This window comes from Burkholderia sp. Bp8986, from assembly GCF_003854225.1.
GTDB lineage: Bacteria > Pseudomonadota > Gammaproteobacteria > Burkholderiales > Burkholderiaceae > Burkholderia.
Map to the genome: position 1 here is coordinate 1 of NZ_QTQM01000102.1, position 3800 is coordinate 3800.

Genomic DNA, 3800 nt, shown 5'->3' on the forward strand with positions numbered 1-3800 from the left:
ATTGGCAGCACGCGGACGTCTGGGATCGACTGCACGAGGTACTGCTGGCCAAGCTTCGCGCGGCCGATCGCATCGATCTGTGCTTCGCCCGCATGCGATCTCCGCGAGTCTTCCGCTGAGGCTGGAACGCACCGCGGCGCGAGCGCCCGCAGATGAAGATGAAGCCCAGAAAGGTGAACGGTCTCCGGCCGTCCAAGACCTCGATGCTTTCGCCTGTGCGCTGCATAGCGCCCAAACTCCAAGTGTGTCGACTTTTCTTGCGCTTTCCAGGCAGTTGGTAATGCGGGTTGTGTCTCCAATCGCTGCTGTGATGGTCCGGGAACCTGCGAGTTCAGGCATCGCCAGGCAAATGCTGTGCGATCCTTTTCAATATTTCGGGCGGTTGGCCAGACAACAAATCTTCCGCGGGGGCTTTGCCACCTTGAGGCTGGTTACCCGGCCCCAATATTGAACGTTCCGCGGAGCGATTTAAGCTGGAAAACACGGCATTCAGCGATGCCAGGAACCCGGCGCTGGTTTCCAGTGCGAGGCGTTGACCGCAGGGGGACCCGGTGGCGCAGGCGCCCTGCAGACGACGTCTAGGACGCGGGAAGAAGGCGAGAGAGCATGGCAGCAGACGGGTTAAGGACGAGGAGTCTATTTACTCATGGAGTACCCTGATTGACTGTCGGATTTTGCTTGAAATATGCGTTTCCGCAGTAAGTGCCGGTGGTCTGCGCGCGAGACCGTAGGCGCAGTGGTCTCCTTGATGTGCAATCCGCTCACCCGGAGCTGGTTCTTGAGAATGCGATGCATCGGCTCAATTCCCTCGCGCGTAATCGCTTCAGGGCCGACTCGTGGCCTGCGTGTGGACATCCCGCAGCGCGACGGGGGCTGCATGAGCCTCACGCTGCCCGTTCTCGCCCGGCACGCGTGCCAGCCCGTGCAGCCGGCCGAACGGGCGATGCGCGACGTGTTGCATGCGGGACTCGTCACGGCGCAGCAGCGCTGCCGAGAGCACGGAGGATGCCGGCTATCGTGGCCTTGCGTCGTTGCGCCAGGTGCCGGCCGCGCTCTTCAGCGCGTTCGAGGCACGACGTATAGGTAGACGGAAAGTGCAGACGCATTTCCGCCTACATATACCGCGCCGCGCGGTGTAGCTCATATGCCACGCGCGAGGCCGGGCGTGTCAGTGGAACGCTCGTAACACGTTTGACAGGGAGGAGGTGAGCGGGCGCCTGCAGAACGCGCATGGACGCGGTTGCGATATCTTTTCACGGGGGCTAACAAAAAATTTACGAGCCAAGGAGTGAAACGATGCGCGCAATACCGTACTCCCGACTCAACGCCGGGTTCTGGTAATTGCGGCAAGAATCTGAAGAAGCGCAAGGTCTGAAAGCCCAGCTGTTCCACGTATCGACCTGTCCGACTTTCCGTCGCGACCTCTGTCCGGGGCATGGCTGAAATCAAGACCTTTGAACCATCGCAACATCAATCCTGGCAAACCGGGCGCGTCCGTGCATGACAGTGCCATCGAAGGTGATCGTCTTCCGCGATAACGTTGATGCTTGACGGCCGTTTGAGGGGCATCTTGGTAGTCGTAAAATCGAAAATTCGTGCAAAATCAGATGGCCAATAGGTGTAATCCATGAGTAAATGAGCCCATCGTGAGATGGCTACTGCTAAGTCAGCGAGGCTACTCGATGAGTGGCATTGATTTGGTGTATTGACCAAAGCTGGCCGGAATCCGTAGCTACAGGTCGAGGTGAACGAGGAGAAGAGCCGCACCGTGGATCTGAGATGCAAGGAGAGCTTCGGCTTTCTGGGGTTCGACTTCCGTCAACTCCGCAGCTTCAGGACACGGGCGTGGCGAGCGCACTACACGCCGAAGCTGAAGAAGCGCACGGCGTTACTGCGCAAGCTCAAGGAGGTGTTCCGTCGATACCAGTCGCAGCCGATAAATCGGGTGGTACAACTGATTAATCCGGCGCTGCGGGGCTGGGTGCAATACTTCGCTATCGGGGACTCTAACGAGTGCTTCAACTTCATCAGGGACTGGGTGGAAAAGAAGATCCGGCGCCACATGGGGCGATCCCGGAACCGACGGGGCTTCGGCTGGAAGCGGTGGAGTAGGCGTTGGCTGTACGAGGAACTGGGGCTGTTCAATGGCTACCGGGTTCTCCGTACCGTCGCACCGAAAGCGCGCGCTGCATGATAGGACCCATAAACCTTGACGTGAAGCAGACAGGAGAGCTTAGTGCGGGAAAACCGCAAGCTGCGTTCGACGTGGCGGGAGCTGGAAACGTGACTATGGCAGCCGGACTGAGGACCACCGCGAAAGCGGTGGAGAGACCACCGGTGCCTACCGTGCGCGCGCTAGTTCTCGACCCTACCTGCGAGAGGTTCGGGGTGGGACTCCCCGGGCCTACTCACCATTTCGGCATGCAAGCGCTTATTGAGCGTGGGTGCCGATAGCGGTTTGGTTCACACGGTTGTGGGCATGGCAGCGAATGTGAAAGTAACCCCAGCGCATGCGCTGGTCCAAGGCGACGAAGTCGATGTACTTGCCGACGCGGGTTACCAGGGGTGAGAGGTGTGAGGACACGCAAGACATCAAGGCGTGCTGGCACGTGGCGTTGCGGTCGGGGCTGCGTCGCCAGCGTGATCAAATCGATGCAATGGAAGCACAGGTTGATGGCCTCGGATACGTCAAAGCGAGCATCCATGCCATGGTCGAACATCCGTTCCGTGTTCTCAAGCGGCAGTTCGGTCATGCCAAGGTGTGCATCGCGGGCTGAGGAAGAACACCGCACAGTTGCTACGCTGGTCGCGCTGGCGAACCTGTGGATGGCATGCCATTGGCTGATGGATTCCGCAGCATGATTGCGTCCCAAAACAGAGAAATCTGATCATTCAACGCGACAACCATGAAATTGTTCCGCGATTGAATTGATTTAGCCGTCTGCTTGCCGGTTTCATGTCGCAGAAGCTGTTGTGCAGACCTCGCAGCAGTCTTGTCGCGCCGCTTCTGCAGCAGAACATCGAGTTCGGCGCCGTGCTGGTCGACGGCACGCCACAGCACGTAAGTCTCACCACGCAGCGTGACGAACACATCGGACGGTCACGCCGCGTTCGAGCAATAGTTCCGCGCTGTCCCGAAGGCTGAGCCAGGCGCTTCTCGCACTGGCACGGCGACGTTGCGACGTCTTGTTCGGCATGCTGCGAGACAGCATTTTCGAACCGAAGTCAGCCCCTAACGCTTGACGAACCACATAGGGGTCCCTGGAACTTTACCCTCGGCGGCTCGTGCGCGAGTGCGATCTGAAGGAAGGAAGAGAACAATGTTCAACGTGAAGATAGCCACCAGTTCCGGGTTGTTAGATATTTGTGAGATTGATCAATATGTTTCGCGCTTCACTTTCCCCCAACCCTACCGCGGCATCGTTGTCGGATCGTTCTGATCTAGCGGACAATACCGGTATTCTGATAACAAATGGGAGATCCCATTCATTTCAGCTGAACGTCGGCAATGACACCTTTCCGCATTCTGTCGCCAGCGCTTACGTCTCCATGGCTCCGCTCGGGAACTCTGTGTCCAGTCCCGCCACGCCATCCGGGTTTCTGAGCTCCGATCATCTCCAGGCACTTTTAGATGTGCCGATCCCGGCCGAGACCATGGCCATCACATCCGGTTTGCTGGCTCCGCCACCCGGGCAGGACTCCACACGTTCCGGTCATTCCCAGGGCAATTCTTCGCAGCGTCGGGTTTTGCGTTCCGGTATCCATCTTTCCAACCGCCGAGCCGTGCCCTATCCCCTCCG

Annotated in this window: 1 protein-coding gene and 3 pseudogenes; 3 read left to right on the forward strand and 1 reads right to left on the reverse strand. The window is 58.7% G+C overall.

Going from position 1 to position 3800, the window contains the following annotated elements:
* The 3 genes and pseudogenes from DID99_RS38230 to DID99_RS38235 all read left to right on the forward strand — a co-directional run.
* Positions 1-98, forward strand: a pseudogene (locus tag DID99_RS38230) (IS5/IS1182 family transposase); the annotation flags it as partial.
* 1670 nt (positions 99-1768) lie between these two features.
* Positions 1769-2194 carry a group II intron maturase-specific domain-containing protein gene (locus tag DID99_RS35925; protein WP_260444783.1) on the forward strand — a complete coding sequence of 142 codons (426 nt, stop codon included), beginning with the start codon at positions 1769-1771 and terminating at the stop codon, positions 2192-2194.
* Between the two features lie 206 nt (positions 2195-2400).
* Positions 2401-2862 (forward strand): annotated as a pseudogene (locus DID99_RS38235) (transposase); the annotation flags it as partial.
* A gap of 97 nt (positions 2863-2959) precedes the next feature.
* Here the strand turns inward: DID99_RS38235 and DID99_RS35935 are convergent.
* Positions 2960-3094, reverse strand: a pseudogene (locus tag DID99_RS35935) (DDE-type integrase/transposase/recombinase); the annotation flags it as partial.
* Between the last annotated feature and the right edge of the window lie 706 nt (positions 3095-3800).